Raw genomic sequence first — 17,849 nt, forward strand, 5'->3', positions numbered from 1 at the left:
CCGTGCGCCAGGCGGGCCCCGACGGGCGCGCGCCGGCTCCCGCTCGGTCGGCGTCGAGAGCCTCCGCGGGTCGACCTACCCTGGGGACGTGACCACGACCGCCGACGCGCCGCCGCGCGCGCTGCCCGCCGCCCGGTGGCAGGCGCTCGCGGCCGCGCACGCCGAGCGGGCCGACGCGTTCACGGCCGGCCACCGCGAGCGGCGCGCGCGCGGCGAGCGGCACGCGATCGAGGACTTCCTGTTCGAGTACTACCCGACCAAGCCCGCGACGCTGCGCCGGTGGCACCCCGGACCCGGTGTCGGGCTCGCGCCCGCGGACGACGTCCCCGCACCGCACGCGCAGTGGCGCTGGTACGCGGTGACCGACGACGGCGCGGTCGCGCTCGACGTCGACGCGTTCCTCGCCGACCGCGGCGACACCGTGCGGTTCGTCGCCGGGCTGCTGTCCGCCACGCTCGACCGGCCCGCGTTCACGGGCTGCTTCGGGCTGCACGAGTGGGCGATGGTCTACCGCGAGGGTGACGACGCGCACCGCCACCCGCTGCCGCTGCGGCTCGGCGGCGCGGGGACCGACGCGGTCGTCGAGTCGCACCGGATCCGCTGCTCGCACTTCGACGCGTTCCGCTTCTTCACGCCCGAGGCCGTCGCACGCAACGTCCTGCAGCCCACGCGCGAGCAGCAGGTCGCGCTCGAGCAGCCGGGCTGCCTGCACGCCGGCATGGACGTCTACAAGTGGGCGCTCAAGCTCGGGCCCGCCGTGCCCGGCGCGCTGCTGCTCGACTGCTTCGCCCTCGCGCGGCGCATCCGCACGCTCGACCTGCAGGCCTCCCCGTACGACGTGACGGCCTACGGGCTGCCGCCGGTCGCGATCGAGACGGTCGACGGCAAGGCCGAGTACGTCCGGCGTCAGCGCGAGCACGCAGCCGAGGGGAACGCGCTGCGGTCGCGGCTGCTCGACGTGTGCCGCACGCTCACGTCGACCGGGTGATATCCGGACGATCCGGACACACCACCCGGACATTCGTCTAGCGTCGTCTGGCGTGACGCACACGCCCGTCGGACCGCCCCGGCCGGACTCGCGGCGCCTCGCGTCCCTCGACGGACTGCGCGGCGTCGCCGCCCTGGTCGTCGTCGTCCACCACAGCTTCCTGACGTCCGCGGTCCTCCTCGGCCCGTACCTCAAGGACCCCGTGCGGTTCGACCCGTGGACGTGGCAGTGGTTCCTCACGGCGACGCCGCTGCACCTGCTGTGGGACGGCACCAGCGCCGTCTTCGTGTTCTTCGTGCTGTCCGGGCTCGTGCTCGCCCTCCCCGCCGCGTCGGGCGCGCCCGCCCGCTGGGACGTCTACTACGTGCGCCGGCTCCTGCGCCTCTACCTCCCCGTGTGGGGCTCGCTCGCGTTCGCGTGGGTCACGGCCGTCCTGGTCGACCGGCACCAGGGCGTCGGGTCGACGTGGTTGCAGCACCGCGAGTCGTGGTCGCCGTCCGGGGTGCCGCGCGACGCGCTCCTGCTGGGCGGCGTCGACGCGCTCAACGGGTCGCTCTGGACGCTCCAGTGGGAGGTCTGGTTCTCGCTGCTCCTGCCGGTGTACCTGCTGGTCGCGCGCCTGCTGCGCCGGTGGCTGCCCGCGGTCGCGGTCCTCCTGCTCGCCCTGGTCGGCGTGGGGTGGGTCGTGAACTCGCTCGGCCCCCTGCGGTACCTGCCCGTCTTCGGGCTCGGGGTCGTCATGGCGTTCGAGCGGGACCGCCTGCACCGGCTCGCGGCCGCGCTCGACGCACGCCGACACGGGTGGACGCTCGCGTACGCGGGTGTCGTGGTCGCCGTGAGCGCCTACTGGCTGATCTTCCTCGTCGCGACGCCGAGCGAGCTCGTCGCCGCGGTCGGGCACACGACCGGGGTCGCCGGCGCGACGCTCGCGGTGTTCTGCGCGTGGCACGGGCCGGTCCTCCGCCGCCTCCTCGAGTCCCCGCCCGTGCAGTGGCTCGGGACGCGCTCGTTCAGCCTCTACCTCGTGCAGGAGCCCGTGGTGACGGCTGTGGCGATCGCGTGGACCGCGACCGTCGGTCCCGGGCTGACGGTCGCCGTCGCGGTCCCCGTGTCGCTCGCGTGCGCGGCGCTGTTCTACGTCGTCGTCGAACGCCCGTCGCACCGGCTGTCGCAGCGCGCCGGGCGGGCGGTCGGACGGCGGCGGGCCCGCGTCCCCGCGCCGGAGCCCGCACCGACCGGGCCCACGCCCGCATCGACCGCCCCGGTGCCCGCACCGACCGGCGAGCGCCTGGGCACGTCCCGCTGACTCACCCCGCGTCGCGTGCCGGTCGCGGGTCACGCCGCCCGGGCCGCCACGTGGCGACGCGCCGCAGGAGCGTGGCGCGCCGCGGCAGGACCGTCAGCGCGTCCGCCGGCAGGCGGTGCAGCGCGGCCGCGTACTGGTCCGGGCCGAGCCGCGCCACGACCGACGTGCCCTCGTCGTTCGCCTCCAGCAGCGAGTCGCCGACGCCGCGCGCCCCCCACACGTCGGCGGTGTACACGTGCGGCACGACCGCACGGAACGCCGCCCACACGGCGTCGTCCACCGGCAGCCAGTCCACCGTGCGGTACCGGGTGTCGGCGGGCAGCCCCGCAGCGGCCCGGAGCACCGCCGACGCGGCGCTCGCCTCGGCCGTCCAGCTCCTCGCCTCGTCCTCGGGCAGGTCGAACGCGACCGCGACCGCGTCGGGCCGCACCGCGTCGAGCAGGGTCCCCAGGCCGGCCGCGCGCGAGGCGGGGCCGAGGGTCACGGCGAAGTCGACGCGCGGGGCGGCCGCGGCCACCGCGGACGGCGCGTGCACCTCGCACGCCACCGGCCGGTCGCCGTGCTCCACGTCGAGGACGCACCGCGCGCACGCGCCCACGACGGAGGCGGCGTGCAGCGCTCCCGGGTGCTCCGCCCACGCGTGGCGGCACTCCCCGCACACGGCCCGCGCGCGGGTCGCCCGTTCCTCGGTCGACGCCATGGACCACCGTCCTCCGGCCCGCGGCGGCCGCGCTGCCGGACCGCCAGCCTCATCATGGTCCCGGGGCGGGACGAAGGGGACGGTTCCGGCGGAACGACCACCCGACCGGCCCTGTGCGGGCGCGAACTCACCCGGCGGAGCGAGCGGACGCGGCCCACGGCACGTGGGCCCGGCCCGTGCCCGCGGCGCGGGCGTCGGGCGGCGTGTCGTCGGCGGGCACGCGCGGCATCGGGCGGTCAGCGTCCCTGCGCGGCCGGCACGTCGTCGCCGTACGTGACCCGGCCCGCGGAGTCGGCGGCCAGCAGCCACCGGATCGCGCGCGTCGCACCCGCGCCCGCGGCCGCGTCCACACGTCGCCGCACCCGGCCCGGGCGGGCCACGCCGAGGTCGTCGAGCGCCCAGCCGGGCAGGGACGCGACGGCGGCCCGTGCGAGCCCGACGTACCCCGCACGCATCGTCAGCGGGACGGGCGGCTCGTGCAGGAGGAAGTGGGCGGCGTCGCGCGCGGCGTCGCTCGGGCCGAGGACGGGACGGAAGTCCTCGATCGCGGCCGCCAGGTCCGCGACCGTCGTCGGCACGTCCGCGGCACCCAGCGCCCGCCCCACGACGGCGGCCTGCGCGACGTACGCGTCGGCGCCCCGCGCGTCGAGCGGGTGGCTGCCGTACCGGCGGTGCGCGCGCAGGAAGCTGTCGATCTCGGCGACGTGCACCCAGCGCAGCAGCTGCGGGTCGTCCGCGGCGTACGGCACACCGTCGGGGGTCGTCCCGCGGATCCGCCGGTGCACCGCGCGGACGCGCTCGACCGCGGCCTCTGCGTCGTGGGCCGTACCGAACACCGTGTCGGCGAGGAACGTGCTCGTGCGCGCGAGCCGCCCCCACGGGTCGCCCCGGTACCCGGAGTGGGCGCCGACGGCCGCCATCGCCGCGGGGTGGAGCGACTGCAGCAGCAGCGCGCGGATCCCGCCGACGAACATCGACGCGTCGCCGTGGACCGTCCGGATCGCGCTGCCCGTCGGGAACCACCGCGGCCCGGGCGTCCCGTGGATCCGGTCGCGCTGCTCGACCCCGTCGGGCCCGGCCACGCGCAGGAACAGGCGGGTGCCGACCTCGCGTCGGGCGGTGGCGACCCACCCCGAGGGCCGGAGCCGCGGTGCACGCGGCGCCGGCCGGTCGGTGCTGCGGTCGTCGGTCGTCGTCATGCGGCCGATCGTCTCCCGGCGTCCCCCGGTCCGCGAGCGCACGTTTCACCCGCCGAACCCGCCCGAACCGGTTGTTCCGGGACATCTCGGACGGGCAGGCTCGACGCATCGTGCCCGCGGCACCGACGCCGGCGGGCCGTCACGCCAGGGGGTCCGCATGCGTCGCCGTCCGCTCGTCCTGTCCACCGTCCTCGCGCTCGGCGCCGCGCTCGTGGCGACACCGGCGTCCGCACGCCCGCCGCAGCCGACCTGCGGGGAGACCCTGACCAGGAGCACGACCCTGCTCGCGGACCTCGTGTGCACGACCGGACCGGGCCTCCGCCTGGCCCCCGGGGTCACGCTCAACCTCGGCGGCCACGCGCTGCGCGGCCCCGGGACCGGGAACGGGGTCGAGGTCGCGTGGAGCGGGCCCGTGGTCGTGCGCAACGGCACGGTCGCCGGCTGGGGCAGCGGGATCGACACGTGGGCGGACGCCGACCCGGACGACCCCGGCGTGGAGTCGGGCCCGCTCACCGTCACGCGCGTGACCGTCCAGGACGCCCGCGTGGGCGTCGACGCGTCCGGCGAGTCGGGCACGGGCCGGTTCCGGAAGGCGACGACGATCGAGCGGTCGACGTTCCGCTCGCTCGACATCGCGGTCGAGGGCGGCTGGTTCGCGGAGGTGGACGTGCGTGCGTCGACCTTCAGCGACAACGGGTCCGGCATCTGGAGCGGCGGCGACGCGACGGTGTCCGACAGCACGTTCACGCGGAACGGTGCGGCCGTCCGAGCGTCCGAGGCGTCGCTGACGGTCACCCGCTCGACGTTCGTCGACAACGGGACGGGCGTCGGCCCGATGTACAACGGCTTCGCGACGGTCGGGTCCAGCCGGTTCGTCGGCAACGACGTCGGTGTGGACACGGCGAACGCGCTCGGCGGAGTGGTGCAGGGCTCGCACTTCACGTCGAACGGCCTCGGCGTGGGCGTGGGTCGGCTCGACGTGCACGTCGAGGGCAACGTCCTGCGGGGCAACGGCGTCGGGATCGGGACGCGACCCGCCGACCTGGAGGTCTACGACGCGACGATCCTGAACAACACGCTGCGCCTCAACGGGGACGGCATCGTGATCGAGAACGGCGACGAGTCGGTGCAGGTGGGCGGGAACGACGTCCGGCGCAGCACCGGCAAGGGGATCTGGACGCCCGGCGTCACGGACCTCGGTGGGAACGTCGCGCGCGGCAACGGCACCGAGCCGCAGTGCGTCGGGGTGGTCTGCACGACGTCCTGACGGCGACGACGGGGAGCCGGTGCGGCGGCGGGCTCACGGGCGCCGCGCACCGGCCCGCCGACCCCGCCGGCGGCCACCGTCGCCGTCCGGGTCAGTCGCGCGCGTACCGCCGGACGAACGCCGCGAGAATCCGGGGCGGCGCCCACACGTCGGCGCCGCGGACCCCCGCGAGCACGGCGTCGGCCTCGTCGGGCCGGAAGTAGCCGTACTCCCGGTAGACGCGGATGCGGGTCGAGATGCCGTCGACGTCGAGCTCGGGGTGGAACTGAGTCGCGTAGAGGTTCGTGCGGACGCGGAACATCTGCACGGGGCACGCCGGGGACGACGCGAGCAGCGTCGCGGTGGGCGGCAGCACGCGGCACGCCTCCTTGTGCCCGACGAACGCGTCGAACGTGTCCGGCACGTCGGCGAGCAGCGGGTCGGCGCGCCCGTCGGGCGTGAGCGTGACGCGCACCGCCGAGATCGGCTCGGCGTGCACGCGGTCGATCACACCGCCCTGGTGCACGCCGAGCGTCCCGACGCCGTAGCAGGCGCCCAGGAACGGCAGGTCACGGTCGACGACCTCGTCGAGCAGGGCGGACACCTCCGTCTCGACGCGCACCTGGACCGCGGACTTCTGGTCCTGCGGGGTGCTCGCGTCGAAGGGGCTGCCGCCGACGAGGATGCCGGACACCGCGTCGAGGTCGAGGTCCGGCAGCGGGCCGGCCTCCATGCGGACCCGGACGAGCTCCTCGGGTCGGAGGCCGCCGTAGGCGAGCATCGCCGCGTACTCCGCGTCGGCGGCGACGTCCTGCGACCGGGACGCGAGCAGGACGAACGGCTTCATGCGTCGAGCGTGCCACCGGCGTTCCGCGGCTTCTCGCCGGGCACGATTCACCCGGGCGAAGAAGGGGCATACCGGACATGCCGGGCCGCCGTCGCCGCCAGACTGGCGCCGACAGCCCCGCCTCGCCGGGGTGCCGCGTCCACAGGGGGATCCGTCATGCGTCTGCCGTCCGTGCTGTCCTGTCTCGTCCTCGCAGCGGGTGGTGCGCTCGTCGCCACGCCGTCGCTCGCCGCCACGCCCGTCCCGGGCTGCGGTGCGGTGCTCACCACCGACTCGGTGCTGACCGCCGACCTCACGTGTCCCGCGGGTGCGGGCGGGCTCGAGCTGGCCGAGGGGGTCACGCTCGACCTCGGCGGCCACACGCTGCGCGGCCCCGGCTCGGGCGTCGGCGTGCTGGTCCAGGTGCTCGGCGACGCGGGCGTCCACGACGGCACGATCGCCGGCTGGAGCACGGGGATCCGCAACGACGAGCCCGAGTTCGAGATCGACGGCGTCGTCACGATCGCCGACGTCACCTTCACCGAGAACGGCACGGGCGTCGACCCGTCCGGCCGCTGGGGCGCGTCCGGCAAGACGTACGAGGTGAGCGACTCGGTCTTCACCGCCAACTCCGACGGCATCGGGGCGTTCTACGGGTTCGCGCACGTCGTGCGGTCGGTGTTCACCGGCAACGGCACGGCGGTCAACCTCATCACGGCGGGCGTCGCGATCGAGGACTCGCGCATCGAGAACAACTCGACGGGCCTGCACTGCGACGAGTCCGGCTGCTCCGTCGAGCGGTCGACGCTCGCGGACAACGGCGTCGCGGTCGACGCCCGCTTCTTCGGCGCGGACATCGTCGACTCCGTCGTCGAGCGCAACGAGGTGGGGCTCGCGTCCTTCTCGGTGTGGGGCGTCAACCACGTGAGCGGCACCGAGTTCCTCGACAACGGCACGGCGATCGATCTGCAGTCCAGCTCGGCCGAGATCGTCGACAACGTGTTCCGCGGGAACGGCCTGGGCTTCCGCACCGACGGCTCCGACCCGACCTGGTTCCCCGAGACGCTGCTGCGCGGGAACCTGTTCGAGCGGAACGACGACGCGATCTTCTTCGACGAGATCGAGGGCGGTCCGAATACCCGGCTCACGAAGAACACCGCGAACTACAACCGGGGCTGGGGCATCCACGCGCCCGGCGTGGTCGACGGCGGCAAGAACAAGGCCAAGGGCAACGGCAACCAGCCGCAGTGCGTGGGCGTCGTCTGCAAGGGCTCGAAGCCGCAGTCGTGACGTGACGCCCGGGCCGGTGCGGGACCGTCCCCGTGCCGGCCCGGGCGACCTGACCCCGACCGCCACGGGCGCCACGGGGGCACGCGACCGCCCGTGCGCGTGGGAGCATCGACCGCGATGAGCACCGCGACCCTCGCCGAGCGGATCCCCGCCGACCCGACCGACGCCGACGCGCTGTACGAGGCGTTCACGGGGTGGGCCGCCGACCGCGGGCTCGCCCTGTACCCGCATCAGGAGGAGGCGCTCCTCGAGCTCGTCACGGGCGCGCACGTGATCCTGTCGACGCCGACGGGCTCGGGGAAGTCCCTCGTCGCGACCGCCGCGCACTTCGTCGCGCTGGCCCAGGGCCGTCGCACGTACTACACGGCACCGCTCAAGGCGCTGGTCAGCGAGAAGTTCTTCGCGCTGGTCGAGGCGTTCGGCTCGCAGAACGTCGGCATGATGACGGGCGACTCGGCGGTCAACCCGACGGCGCCGATCATCTGCTGCACCGCCGAGATCCTCGCGAACCTCGCGCTGCGCGACGGCGAGGACGCCGACGTCGGCCAGGTCGTCATGGACGAGTTCCACTTCTACGCCGACCCGCAGCGCGGCTGGGCGTGGCAGGTGCCGCTGCTCGAGCTGCCGCGCACGCAGTTCCTGCTGATGTCGGCGACGCTCGGCGACGTCACGTTCTTCCGCGACGACCTGCACCGCCGCACGGGCCTCGACGTGGCCGTCGTCGCGAACGCGCAGCGCCCGGTCCCGCTGACGTTCACGTACGCGGTCGAGCCGCTGCACGAGCTGCTCGACGAGCTCGTGACGACGCGCCGCTCCCCCGTCTACGTCGTGCACTTCACGCAGAAGGAGGCCGTCGAGCGCGCGCAGTCGCTGCTGTCGACGACGCTCGCGAGCCGCGAGCAGCGGGACGCGATCGCCGCGGAGCTCGGCGCGTTCCGGTTCGGGCCCGGCTTCGGCCGGACGCTGTCGCGCCTGCTGCGGCACGGCGTCGGCGTGCACCACGCGGGCATGCTGCCGAAGTACCGCCGGGTCGTGGAGCGGCTCACCCAGAAGGGCCTGCTGCCCGTCGTGTGCGGCACGGACACGCTCGGCGTCGGCATCAACGTGCCCATCCGGACCGTGCTGCTCACGAGCCTCGTGAAGTACGACGGCGTGCGCATGCGGCACCTGTCGGCGCGCGAGTTCCACCAGATCGCCGGGCGCGCGGGCCGTGCCGGGTTCGACACCGTCGGCGAGGTCATCGTGCTCGCGCCCGAGCACGTCATCGAGAACCGTCGGGCGCTGGAGAAGGCGGGCGACGACCCGCGCAAGCTCAAGAAGATCGTCCGCAAGCAGGCGCCCGCCGGTCACGTGAACTGGACCGACAAGACGTTCGAGCGCCTGCGCGACGCGCCGCCCGAGCCGCTGACGTCGTCGTTCGCCGTGTCGCACGCCATGGTCCTGCACGTGCTGGCCCGCGCCGGCGACCCGGTCGCGCACATGACGCGTCTGCTCACCGACAACCACGAGCCGGAGTCCGCGCGCGGCCGGCACGTGCGCCGCGCGATCGCCGTCTACCGGTCGCTGCGTGCGTCGGGCGTGGTCGAGCGGCCGTGGGTCGAGGACCGGTCGGCGCCCCACGGCCGCCGCCGCGCGGTCCGTCTGACGCAGGACCTGCCCGCGAACTTCGCGCTCAACCAGGCGCTGTCGCCGTTCGCGTACGCCGCGCTCGACCTGCTCGACCGCGACGACCCGGCGTACGCGCACGACGTGGTCTCGGTCCTCGAGGCGACGCTCGACGACCCGCGCCAGGTGCTCGCGGCGCAGGAGAACCGCGCCCGCGGCGAGGCCGTCGCCGCGATGAAGGCCGACGGCCTCGACTACGACGAGCGCATGGCGCTGCTCGAGGACGTCACGTACCCGAAGCCGCTCGCGGAGCTGCTGGAGGCCGCGTTCACGACCTACCGGCAGACCAACCCGTGGGTCGCCGACCTCGCGCTGTCGCCCAAGTCGGTCGTGCGCGAGATGCACGAGAAGGCGATGACGTTCGCCGAGTACGTGTCGCACTACCAGCTCGACCGCACGGAGGGCGTGCTGCTGCGCTACCTCGCCGACGCGTACCGCGCGCTGCGCCAGACGGTCCCCGAGGACGCCCGCACCGAGGAGCTGTGGGAGATCGTCGAGTGGCTCGGCGACCTGGTCCGCCGCACGGACTCGAGCCTGCTCGACGAGTGGGAGCGCCTGTCGAACCCGCTCGACGAGCCCGGCGCCGACGCGCCCGGCGGCACCGACGACGACACCCCCGAGCCGATCACCGCCAACCCGCGGGTCTTCCGCGCGCTGGTCCGCGGCGCGCTGTTCCGCCGCGTCGAGCTGCTCGCCCGGGAGGCGTACGACCCGCTCGCCGCGCTCGGGGACCGCGACGACGAGGGCACGCCGTGGACGTCGGACCGCTGGGCCGAGGCGCTCGACCCGTTCTACGACGACCACGACGAGGTCCTCACCGGGCCGGCGGCACGCGGACCGGCGCTCTTCCAGGTGACGGCGACCCCGACGACGTGGCAGGTCCGGCAGCTGCTCGACGACCCCGAGGGCGACCACGACTGGCGGGTCGACGCCGTCGTCGACCTGGCGGGCTCGGACGAGACGGGCGAGGTGCAGCTCCGCGTGACGGCCGTCGGGCCGCTCTGACGGACCCCGCGCACGGGCCTCCCGCTGGCCGTCGGCGGCGGTGAGGCGAGGCTCAGTGAGGTAAGGCTCGACTGTGTTTCCGCAGGTCAGGCCAGCCTTTCCTGCGATGACAAGGCCCGGCGACGTGCCTACGGTGGACGCATGAGCGTCCTGTCGACCCACCTCGTCGGACCGCGTCGCTCCCCCGCCGGGAGCCCTGTCGAGCCGTCCGCACCGGCCCCCGAGCCCCTGAGCGCCGGCCGCCTCAACCGGCTCCGCGCCGCCGTCCTCGGCGCGAACGACGGCATCGTGTCCGTCGCCGCGATGGTCGTCGGCGTCGCCGGCGCCGCACCCGCCCGGTCCGCGGTCGTCACCGCGGGCATCGCAGGCCTGGTCGCCGGGGCGCTCTCCATGGCCGCGGGCGAGTACGTCTCCGTCTCGTCGCAGCGCGACGCCGAGCGCGCGGGCATCGCGACGGGCGCCCTCGACGACGACACCGAGCTCACCGACCCGTGGCACGCCGCCGGGGCGTCGCTCGTCGCGTTCCTCGTCGGCGGGCTCGTCCCCGTCCTCGCGGTGCTGCTCGTCCCGACCGCCGGTGCGCGCGTGCCGGTCGTCGCTGCGGCCGTGATCGTCGCGCTCGTCGTGACCGGCGCGCTGAGCGCCCGGGCCGGCAGCGCACCCGTCCGCCGGGCCGTGCTGCGCAACGTGATCGGGGGCGGTCTCGCGATGGCCGTCACCTACGGCGTCGGCAGCGTCGTCGGGCTCGCGCTCTGACGCCGGCGGGTGGCGCGCGGCGACGCCGGCGTCAGGCGCCGTAGGCCGCGAACGGGCGGTCCGTGGGGACGATCTCCTTGCCGAGCGGCAGCAGCGACACCGGGATCATCTTGAGGTTCGCGATGCCCATCGGGATGCCGATGATCGACACGAACAGCGGGATCGCCGTGACGACGTGGCCGATCGCGAGCCAGATCCCCGCGACGACGACCCAGATGACGTTGCCGATCGTCGACCACGCGCCCGCGGTCCGCTTGTCGACGACCGTGCGCCCGAACGGCCACAGCGCGTACCCGGCGATGCGGAACGACGCGATCCCGAACGGGATCGTGACGATGAGCAGGCAGCACAGCACGCCCGCGGCGACGTAGCCGAGCGCGAGCCAGAATCCCGCGAAGACGAGCCAGATGACGTTGAGCAGGGTGTTCACGCCCCCAGCCTCGCACCTCGCGAGACCCGCGTGACGGCCCGGACGGCCCGCCCGGTGCGTGCGTGCGCGTCCTAGGCTGGCGCCCGTGGCCAAGAAGGACGCGAAGCACGCCCCGACCGGCACCCCCGCGCTCGTCGCGCTCGCCGCGGCTGGGGTGCCGCACACCGCGCATCCCTACGATCACGACCCCGCGAGCGACGTCGGGTACGGGCTCGAGGCCGCGCAGGTCCTCGGGGTCCCCGCGGAGCAGGTCTTCAAGACGCTCATGACGAGCGTCGACGGCCGCCTCACGGTCGCGGTCGTGCCGGTCACCGGGAAGCTCGACCTCAAGGCGCTCGCGCACGCGGCCGGCGGCAAGAAGGCGGCGATGGCGGCGAAGCCGGACGCCGAGCGCGCGACCGGCTACGTCGTCGGCGGCATCTCGCCGCTCGGCCAGAAGACCGCGCACCCGACCGTCGTCGACGAGACGGTGTGGCTGTTCGACACCGTGTTCGTCTCGGGCGGTCGCCGCGGCCTCGACGTCGAGCTCGCGCCCGACGACCTCGTCCGGCTCACGTCCGCGACCGTCGCCGACATCGCGCGCGGCTGACCGCGGGCCGCGCGGTACCGTCTGACGCCGTGACCGAGACCGCGTCCGGCGCCGACGACGAGCGCACCTTGCTGGCCGACCGCCTCGCCGCCGTGCGCGCGCGCGTCGCGGCGGCCTGCGCCGCGGCCGGACGTGACCCGCGGTCCGTGCGGGTGCTGCTCGCCACGAAGACGGTCGACGCCGCGCGCGTGCGTGCCGCGCTGGCCGCCGACGCGTCGGCGGTCGAGGCGGACCCGTCGCTCGCCCCGGTCCTGATCGGCGAGAACCGCGTGCAGGAGCTCGTCGCGAAGGGGCCGGACCTGGCCGACCTGGCGCCCGTGACGCACCTCATCGGCCCGCTCCAGTCGAACAAGGTGAACGCCGCCCTGCGCTGGGTGTCGTGCGTCGAGTCGGTCGAGTCGATCGCGCTCGCGCGGCGCCTGTCGGAGCGCTGCACCGACCGGGCCGTCCCGCTCGACGTCCTGGTGCAGGTCAACGTCTCGGGCGAGCCGACCAAGCACGGCGTGCCGCACGAAGCGGCGACCGACCTCGCGATCGCGGTCGCGGCCCTCCCCGGCCTGCGCCTCGCGGGGTTCATGACCGTGGGGCTCCGGTCGCCCGACCCTGTGGCGGTGGGCGCGGGGTACGCGGCTCTGGCCGCCCTGCGCGACGACGTCGTCGCGTCCGGCGCCCCGGGGACCGCGCAGGCGCGCGGGCTGTCGATGGGCATGAGCGGGGACCTGGAGATCGCCGTCCGGCACGGCGCGACGCTCGTCCGCGTGGGCTCGGCGGTGTTCGGCGCCCGTCCGCCGCTCTGACGCACCGGCTCACCAGTGCGGCAGCGTCGTGCGCGACGTCGGGCCTCGTGGCCCACGTACCGCCGTCAGCGGGCTGCGCCTGCCAGCGGGCGGCGCACGTCAGCGGGCTGCGCCCGCCTCGGCGCGCCGGCTCGCGGTTCGGTCGGTGCGTGCGGGATGTCCGCCGCGCAGCAGCACCTCCTGGGCCGTGCGCAGCTCCGCGCGGGCGCTGCGGTGCAGGCGCGTGTGCAGCTCGCGCTGGTGCAGCACGTGCATCCGGCGCAGGTCGCGCTCGAGCAGCGTCACGATCGTCCCCTCCCTCACCCGGTCGCCGTTCAGGAGGCGCCACGCGTGCGTCAGATACGTCGCGGCGGCGTGACGCAGGTCGCACGTCCAGGTGACGACGCGGGGCACCGGCAGGCGCGTCGCGCTCCCCGTGGTCGCGCGTCGGCCGTGCCAGTGCCGTCCGAGCCTCGCGCAGCCGGTCCGGTCGGTCGTGTCGTGCGTGACGCTCGACCGCCGCGGCTGACGCGAGGATGGGGCCATGTCCCCCGACACCCGCCGCCCCCGCTGGGTCTACGGCACCGGCGACGAGCCCGACGCCCGGTTCTCGCTCGCCAACGAGCGCACCTTCCTCGCCTGGGTCCGCACCTCGCTCGCCCTCCTCGCCGGCGGGGTCGCCCTCGAGGCGCTCGACCTGCCCGTCGAGCCGCGCCTCCGGCTCGCCGCCGCGACCCTGCTCGTCGTGCTCGGTGCGGCCGCTCCTCTGCTCGCGTGGCTGGGGTGGGCGCGTGCCGAGCGGGCGATGCGCCGCGGCGACCCCCTGCCGCCCCCTGTCGGGTTCCTCGCGCTCGTCGTCGGGGTGCTCGTCGCGGGCGTGCTCGTCCTGCTCGGGCTGCTGCTGTCGTGACCGTCGAGGACGTGGGGCTCGCGGCCGAGCGGACGCGGCTCGCGTGGCGGCGCACCGCGCTCGGGCTCGCTGCGGGCGGCGTGGCCGGTGGGCGGCTGCTGCAGGACGTCGTCGGACCCGTCGCCTGGGTGCTGGGGCTCGCGGGCCTGGTGGGCGCCGGTCTGGTGCTCCTGGCCGCCGGCCGCCGCCGGGGCTGGCTGCTCGCGACCAGCCGCGGTGAGCGGCCCGGCGGTCAGCTCGTGGGCGTGTGCGCCGTCGGCGTCACGCTGCTCGGCGTCGCCGCGCTGGTGGTCGTCCTGGCGCACGGGACCACCTGACGCCTCGCGGCCGTCGCGGGCCCGCCGCCGGACCGCGTGCGCGCGCGACGGGACGACCGGCGACTCCGGACCCCCGGGTCAGGGCACGCGCGCCGTCCACGCGGGGTCGGCGAACTTGGTGCGCGCGAGCTCCCGCGCCCGCGCGAGCTCGTCGGGCCGCAGCTCCCCCGCGCGCGTGGCGTAGTGCGCCTCGAAGTGCGCCCGGAACGCCGCGATCACCGCCTCGCGCGGCAGGTGCGTCTGCGAGCGCACCGGGTCGACGCGCTTGTTGGCGCTCCGCGTGCCCTTGTCGGACAGCTTCTCGCGCCCGATCCGCAGGACCTCGAGCATCTTCGCGGCGTCGATGTCGTACGACATCGTCACGTGGTGCAGCACCGCGCCGCCGACGACCCGCTTCTGGGCCGAGCCCGCGATCTTCCCCGCAGGCGACGAGATGTCGTTGAGCCCGCTGAGCTCCGCGCGCACGCCCACGTCGGCGAGCGCACCCAGCACCCACTGGTTGAGGAACGCGTACGACTCCTCGAAGCTCATGCCGTCCACGAGCGACGCGGGCACGACCAGCGAGAACGTGATGCAGTTCCCCGCCTCCATGAACATCGCGCCGCCACCGGAGACGCGGCGCACCACCGTGATCCCGTACCGCTCGACCGCCTCGAGGTCGACCTCGTTGCGCAGCGACTGGAACGACCCGATGATCACCGCCGGCTCGACCCACTCCCAGAACCGCAGCGTCGGCCCCCGCCGGCCCGCCGCGAGCTCCTCGGTGAGCACCTGGTCGAGCGCCGTGTGGACCGCGGGCGGCAGCGGGCCGGGGTGCAGGACCTCGAACGTGTGGTCCGCCCAGGCCGTCGACAGCCCGAGCGCGCGGCGCACCGCGACCGCCACGGCGCGCGCGTCGAAGCCGACCATGACCGGCGGCTGCGAGAGGCGGCCCTCCGCGTGCGCCGTCGCGAGCGCGTCGTCCACCACGGCCGCCAACCGCGACGTCGGGGCGTCCGCGGGCTGGCCGTCGAGCGCGGACCGCACGACGTCGAGCGCCTCGTCGGGCTCGAGGAAGAAGTCGCCGCTCACGCTCGTGCCGCTCAGGACGCCGTCGACCACGTCGACGTCGACCACCACGAGCTTGCCGCCCGGAACCTTGTACTCGCCGTGCACGCCCCCACCCTAGGCGGACTGCGCGTCAGCCCAGGGCGAGCACCGCCTCCTGCGCGCGGTGCTGGACCATCGTGTCGAGCGACTCCGGGTCGCCCAGCGTGTCGAGCGCGGCCTGCGCGTCCGCGTCCGCGAGCGCCGAGGCCGTCCACGTCACGATCGCGTTCCCGACCAGGAGGTGGCCGCGGTACGCCGGCACCTCGTCGCCCTCGGCGGCGTGCACCACCGGCTGCACGATCGACGGGTACACCCCCTGCCCCTCGATCGCCGCGTCGGCGGTCCAGGTCGCACCGTCGACGCCGGGGTTGACCTGGGAGTAGGTGGGGCACGCGTCGACGGTCGTGACGAGCTGCGCGAACGCCTGGCGGGCCGACGCCGGGTCGGGCAGCACCGTCACCTGCTGGACGAACGTCATCGCGTCGTTCGCCCAGATGCGTCCGCCGTAGGCGGGAGGTGGCGCGGCGACCACGGTCACGGCGGTCGTGCACGACGCGGGGTCGACGCTCGAGCCCTCGGGCAGCCCCCAGACCATCTCCCCCGTGTCGGTCCGGTCGATGCCGTCGCGCGCGGCCGGCACGTCGGTCTCGAGGTCCGTGTCCGTGACGAACAGGGAGCCGAGGGTCGTCGCGTCGAACACGGCCTCGTCCGCGGGGGGCACGACGCTCACGGTGGGCGTCGGCGTGGGAGACGAGCTCGTCGTGGTGCTGTCGGCCGAGGGGGTCGGCACGGGTGCGGCGGTCGCCCACGGACGGACGACGAGCAGCACCACCACGACGACGACCGCGACGACGAGGAGCCACCACCAGCCGCGCGCGCGGTGCTCCCGCGGCGGCTCCCACGTCGACCCGTCGGGCGGGCCGCCGTCGGGCGCGGTCCCGTCCGCCTGCGGCTGCGTGCCCGCCACGTCGTCGCTCCTCCCGACGGGCCGGTCCAGGTCAGCGCACCCGTCAGCACCGACCCTAGGTCCCGGCCGGGCAGCCGGGAGGGCGAAATCTCAGCGCGGCGCGACGCCGCGTGCGTGCAGGCCCCAGATGGTCGAGTCGGTGAGCGCCTCCCACGACGCCTCGAGCAGGTTCGGGCCGACGCCGACCGTGCTCCACGACCGCTGGCCGTCGCTCGTCTCGATGAGGACGCGCGTCACCGCGTCGGTGCCGTGCATGGAGTCGAGGATGCGCACCTTGAAGTCGATGAGCTCGAACGTCTCGACCTCCGGGTAGACGCGCACGAGCGCCTGCCGCAGCGCGTGGTCGAGCGCGTTGACGGGGCCGTTGCCCTCACCGGTGCTGACGATCCGCTCGCCGCCGGCGTGCAGCTTGACGGTCGCCTCGGCCGTCGCGAGCGTGCCGCGGCCCCCGACCCGCTCGACGATCGTGCGCCACGACTCGACGCGGAAGTACTGCGGGCGTGCGCCGTGCACCTCCTCGACGAGCAGCAGCTCGAACGACGCGTCCGCGGCCTCGTACGTGTACCCGCGGGCCTCGGCGTCCTTGACGCGGTCCGTGATGCGGCCGAGCACCTCGGGCTGCCCGGACAGGTCGAAGCCGAGCTCGCGGCCCTTGAGCTCGATCGACGCGCGGCCCGCCATGTCGGACACGAGCATCCGCATGTCGTTGCCGACCTGCATCGGGTCGATGTGCTGGTAGAGGTCGGGGTCGACGCGGATCGCCGAGGCGTGCAGCCCGGCCTTGTGCGCGAACGCGCTCGCCCCGACGTACGGCTGCCGCGCGAACGGCGAGATGTTGGTGATCTCGGCGATCGCGTGCGCGATGCGCGTGAGCTCGGGCAGGCCGCCCGGGGCGTCGTCGGCGCGACGCAGCACCGGCAGGCCGTACTTGAGCTCGAGGTTCGCGACGACCGAGAGCAGGTCCGCGTTGCCCGTGCGCTCGCCGTACCCGTTGACGCAGCCCTGCACGTGCGCGCACCCGGCCTCCACGGCCGCGAGCGTGTTCGCGACCGCGCAGCCCGAGTCGTTGTGCGCGTGCATCCCGAGTACCGCGTCCGGGCCGACGGCCTCGCGGATCTCGTGCACGATCTGCGTGACCCAGGCCGGGATCATGCCGCCGTTGGTGTCGCACAGCGCGACGACCTCGGCCCCCGCCTCGAACGCCGCCAGCACTGCGGCCCGCGAGTACGCCGGGTCGAACCGGTAGCCGTCGAAGAAGTGCTCCGCGTCGACGACGGCGCGCCGCCCCTCCCGCACGAGGAGCTGCACCGTGTCCGCGATCATGGCGAGGTTCTCCTCGCCCGTCGTGCGCAGCGCGCGCTCGGCGTGCCGCAGGTCGCTCTTCGCGACGAGCGTCACGACCGGCGCCTCCGAGTCGAGCAGCGCGCGCACCTGCGGGTCGTCGACGGCCCGCGTCCCCGCCTTGCGCGTCGACCCGAACGCCGCGAGCTCGGCGTTCTTGAGGTCGAGCTCCTTCGCCGCGCGCTTGAAGAACTCCGTGTCCTTCGGCACCGCGCCCGGCCAGCCGCCCTCGATGAAGCCCACCCCCAGCTCGTCGAGCAGCGGCGCGATCGCGAGCTTGTCCGCGACCGAGAGGTTCATGCCCTCCTGCTGGGCGCCGTCGCGCAACGTCGTGTCGTAGACCTCGAACGACAGGGCCGTGGGCTGGGGTGCTGCGGTCACGGTCGGCTCTCCTCGGTGCGGGGACGGGCGTCCCGGCGGCGTCCTGACGCTACCTGCGGGTGGCGGCG

Annotated in this window: 18 protein-coding genes; 10 read left to right on the plus strand and 8 right to left on the minus strand. The window is 75.0% G+C overall.

From position 1 onward, the window contains the following. The first annotated feature begins 88 nt into the window (after nucleotides 1-88). Together KOV94_RS16615 and KOV94_RS16620 are read left to right on the plus strand one after the other, a co-directional pair. The gene (locus KOV94_RS16615; protein ID WP_218052657.1) at nucleotides 89-988 is read left to right on the plus strand and encodes a 3-methyladenine DNA glycosylase; all 900 of its coding nucleotides are present in this window, start codon (nucleotides 89-91) and stop codon (nucleotides 986-988) included. Between the two features lie 52 nt (nucleotides 989-1,040). Further along, a complete protein-coding gene (locus KOV94_RS16620) occupies nucleotides 1,041-2,294 on the plus strand; it encodes an acyltransferase family protein (protein ID WP_160142898.1) in 1,254 nt (417 codons plus the stop codon). A gap of 1 nt (nucleotide 2,295) precedes the next feature. Here the strand turns inward: KOV94_RS16620 and KOV94_RS16625 are convergent, their stop codons facing one another. Together KOV94_RS16625 and KOV94_RS16630 are read right to left on the minus strand one after the other, a co-directional pair. Then, nucleotides 2,296-2,994 (minus strand): hypothetical protein, encoded by a 699-nt coding sequence (locus KOV94_RS16625; protein ID WP_218052658.1) that lies wholly within the window; start codon nucleotides 2,992-2,994, stop codon nucleotides 2,296-2,298. Nucleotides 2,995-3,230: 236 nt separating this feature from the next. Further along, nucleotides 3,231-4,193 carry an oxygenase MpaB family protein gene (locus KOV94_RS16630; protein WP_124343213.1) on the minus strand — a complete coding sequence of 321 codons (963 nt, stop codon included), beginning with the start codon at nucleotides 4,191-4,193 and terminating at the stop codon, nucleotides 3,231-3,233. A 157-nt stretch (nucleotides 4,194-4,350) separates the two neighbouring features. Here KOV94_RS16630 and KOV94_RS16635 point away from each other — a divergent pair, with 157 nt between their 5' ends. Further along, entirely contained in the window at nucleotides 4,351-5,460 is a 1,110-nt protein-coding gene (locus KOV94_RS16635) for a right-handed parallel beta-helix repeat-containing protein (RefSeq protein WP_160142894.1), read from the plus strand. A gap of 91 nt (nucleotides 5,461-5,551) precedes the next feature. Here KOV94_RS16635 and KOV94_RS16640 read toward each other — a convergent pair whose 3' ends face one another. Further along, entirely contained in the window at nucleotides 5,552-6,286 is a 735-nt protein-coding gene (locus KOV94_RS16640; protein ID WP_218052659.1) for a glutamine amidotransferase, read from the minus strand. Nucleotides 6,287-6,442: 156 nt separating this feature from the next. Between KOV94_RS16640 and KOV94_RS16645 the strand changes: the two genes are divergently transcribed. The 3 genes from KOV94_RS16645 (at nucleotide 6,443) to KOV94_RS16655 (ending at nucleotide 10,981) form a co-directional block, all read left to right on the plus strand. Then, nucleotides 6,443-7,555 (plus strand): right-handed parallel beta-helix repeat-containing protein, encoded by a 1,113-nt coding sequence (locus KOV94_RS16645; RefSeq protein ID WP_218052660.1) that lies wholly within the window; start codon nucleotides 6,443-6,445, stop codon nucleotides 7,553-7,555. A gap of 117 nt (nucleotides 7,556-7,672) precedes the next feature. Further along, nucleotides 7,673-10,225 (plus strand): DEAD/DEAH box helicase, encoded by a 2,553-nt coding sequence (locus KOV94_RS16650; RefSeq protein WP_218052661.1) that lies wholly within the window; start codon nucleotides 7,673-7,675, stop codon nucleotides 10,223-10,225. Nucleotides 10,226-10,366: 141 nt separating this feature from the next. Then, on the plus strand, nucleotides 10,367-10,981 hold the full coding sequence (locus KOV94_RS16655; RefSeq protein WP_218052662.1) for a VIT1/CCC1 transporter family protein: 615 nt from the start codon (nucleotides 10,367-10,369) through the stop codon (nucleotides 10,979-10,981). 31 nt (nucleotides 10,982-11,012) lie between these two features. Here KOV94_RS16655 and KOV94_RS16660 read toward each other — a convergent pair whose 3' ends face one another. Next, the gene (locus KOV94_RS16660) at nucleotides 11,013-11,411 is read right to left on the minus strand and encodes a YccF domain-containing protein (protein WP_124342031.1); all 399 of its coding nucleotides are present in this window, start codon (nucleotides 11,409-11,411) and stop codon (nucleotides 11,013-11,015) included. Between the two features lie 85 nt (nucleotides 11,412-11,496). Here KOV94_RS16660 and ybaK point away from each other — a divergent pair, with 85 nt between their 5' ends. After that, nucleotides 11,497-12,000, plus strand: coding sequence for a Cys-tRNA(Pro) deacylase (gene ybaK / locus KOV94_RS16665; protein WP_218052663.1), 504 nt, complete (start codon nucleotides 11,497-11,499; stop codon nucleotides 11,998-12,000). A gap of 29 nt (nucleotides 12,001-12,029) precedes the next feature. Beyond that, nucleotides 12,030-12,797, plus strand: coding sequence for a YggS family pyridoxal phosphate-dependent enzyme (locus tag KOV94_RS16670; protein ID WP_218052664.1), 768 nt, complete (start codon nucleotides 12,030-12,032; stop codon nucleotides 12,795-12,797). Nucleotides 12,798-12,896: 99 nt separating this feature from the next. Here KOV94_RS16670 and KOV94_RS16675 read toward each other — a convergent pair whose 3' ends face one another. Then, the gene (locus KOV94_RS16675) at nucleotides 12,897-13,082 is read right to left on the minus strand and encodes a hypothetical protein (protein ID WP_124342028.1); all 186 of its coding nucleotides are present in this window, start codon (nucleotides 13,080-13,082) and stop codon (nucleotides 12,897-12,899) included. A 238-nt stretch (nucleotides 13,083-13,320) separates the two neighbouring features. Between KOV94_RS16675 and KOV94_RS16680 the strand changes: the two genes are divergently transcribed. Both KOV94_RS16680 and KOV94_RS16685 read left to right on the plus strand, forming a co-directional pair. Further along, a complete protein-coding gene (locus KOV94_RS16680; protein WP_124342027.1) occupies nucleotides 13,321-13,686 on the plus strand; it encodes a YidH family protein in 366 nt (121 codons plus the stop codon). Continuing rightward, complete coding sequence (locus KOV94_RS16685; protein WP_218052665.1) at nucleotides 13,683-14,003, plus strand: DUF202 domain-containing protein; 321 nt, start codon at nucleotides 13,683-13,685, stop codon at nucleotides 14,001-14,003. The genes KOV94_RS16680 and KOV94_RS16685 overlap by 4 nt, the downstream gene beginning before the upstream one ends. Nucleotides 14,004-14,081: 78 nt before the next feature. On the opposite strand, the gene lplB is transcribed toward KOV94_RS16685, so the two are convergent. The 3 genes from lplB to cimA form a co-directional block, all read right to left on the minus strand. Then, nucleotides 14,082-15,158, minus strand: coding sequence for a lipoate-protein ligase small subunit (gene lplB / locus KOV94_RS16690; RefSeq protein WP_218052666.1), 1,077 nt, complete (start codon nucleotides 15,156-15,158; stop codon nucleotides 14,082-14,084). A 25-nt stretch (nucleotides 15,159-15,183) separates the two neighbouring features. Further along, complete coding sequence (locus tag KOV94_RS16695; RefSeq protein ID WP_124342024.1) at nucleotides 15,184-16,059, minus strand: sensor domain-containing protein; 876 nt, start codon at nucleotides 16,057-16,059, stop codon at nucleotides 15,184-15,186. Between the two features lie 90 nt (nucleotides 16,060-16,149). Beyond that, nucleotides 16,150-17,781, minus strand: a complete 1,632-nt coding sequence (gene cimA, locus KOV94_RS16700; protein WP_268904333.1) for a citramalate synthase — start codon at nucleotides 17,779-17,781, stop codon at nucleotides 16,150-16,152. Nucleotides 17,782-17,849 lie beyond the last annotated feature (68 nt).

The sequence above is a fragment of the Cellulomonas algicola genome (genome assembly GCF_019024305.1).
GTDB classification, from domain to species: domain Bacteria; phylum Actinomycetota; class Actinomycetes; order Actinomycetales; family Cellulomonadaceae; genus Cellulomonas; species Cellulomonas algicola.

Coding starts and splice junctions, on each gene's coding strand:
- KOV94_RS16625 (WP_218052658.1), bottom strand. CDS start 2,994: ATGGCGTCGACCGAGGAACGGGCGACCCGCGCGCGGGCCGTGTGCGGG.
- KOV94_RS16630 (WP_124343213.1), bottom strand. CDS start 4,193: ATGACGACGACCGACGACCGCAGCACCGACCGGCCGGCGCCGCGTGCA.
- KOV94_RS16635 (WP_160142894.1), top strand. CDS start 4,351: ATGCGTCGCCGTCCGCTCGTCCTGTCCACCGTCCTCGCGCTCGGCGCC.
- KOV94_RS16640 (WP_218052659.1), bottom strand. CDS start 6,286: ATGAAGCCGTTCGTCCTGCTCGCGTCCCGGTCGCAGGACGTCGCCGCC.
- KOV94_RS16645 (WP_218052660.1), top strand. CDS start 6,443: ATGCGTCTGCCGTCCGTGCTGTCCTGTCTCGTCCTCGCAGCGGGTGGT.
- KOV94_RS16650 (WP_218052661.1), top strand. CDS start 7,673: ATGAGCACCGCGACCCTCGCCGAGCGGATCCCCGCCGACCCGACCGAC.
- KOV94_RS16655 (WP_218052662.1), top strand. CDS start 10,367: ATGAGCGTCCTGTCGACCCACCTCGTCGGACCGCGTCGCTCCCCCGCC.
- KOV94_RS16680 (WP_124342027.1), top strand. CDS start 13,321: ATGTCCCCCGACACCCGCCGCCCCCGCTGGGTCTACGGCACCGGCGAC.